The sequence below is a fragment of the Paraburkholderia sp. SIMBA_027 genome, assembly GCF_046535315.1.
Classification (GTDB): Bacteria; Pseudomonadota; Gammaproteobacteria; order Burkholderiales; family Burkholderiaceae; genus Paraburkholderia; species Paraburkholderia tropica.
In genome coordinates, this window is sequence record NZ_JAWRWY010000106.1 from 1 (window position 1) to 452 (window position 452).

1 protein-coding gene is annotated in these 452 nt (G+C 34.3%); it reads left to right on the top strand.

What is annotated here, in order from left to right; genetic code table 11:
• Positions 1-452, top strand: a 452-nt coding sequence (locus SB764_RS38335; RefSeq protein ID WP_410866508.1) for a lantibiotic dehydratase, incomplete at both ends; no start/stop codon positions are given.

A 452-nucleotide genomic window follows, 5' to 3' on the forward strand; every position in this document is an offset into this window, starting at 1 on the left:
GGCCTATTTTTGAGCAAAAATCTATACAGAATATTCCGAGTTCTACAGAAGATCTGATAGTATTTGTGCAGGAGCTTTACAACAACTCAAAATTCAGAGAAGGGGTTTACATTGCCTCCCAGGAGCTTTATTCTGAGTGGGAAAAGGCTGTGAAAAATAATACACTCAACGAAAGCCTATCTTTTTCTATCTTAAAATATTATATCAGATCGTTCAGTAGTGCAGTTCCTTTTGGCCTTTTTTCGTCACATGGAATCAATACGAATGAAAAAGCAGAACAAAGCAGATATACCTATCTTGATACGGTGATTCTGTATGCGTTTTTGAGAAAAATAAACAAAGAAGATATCATCAGAAAATCGGTATTAAGATTAAATGATACCATTTATGAAGTAGGAAATCAGTATCGATACATCGAAACGATCATTACCTCAGGAAATGTTAGCTATAAT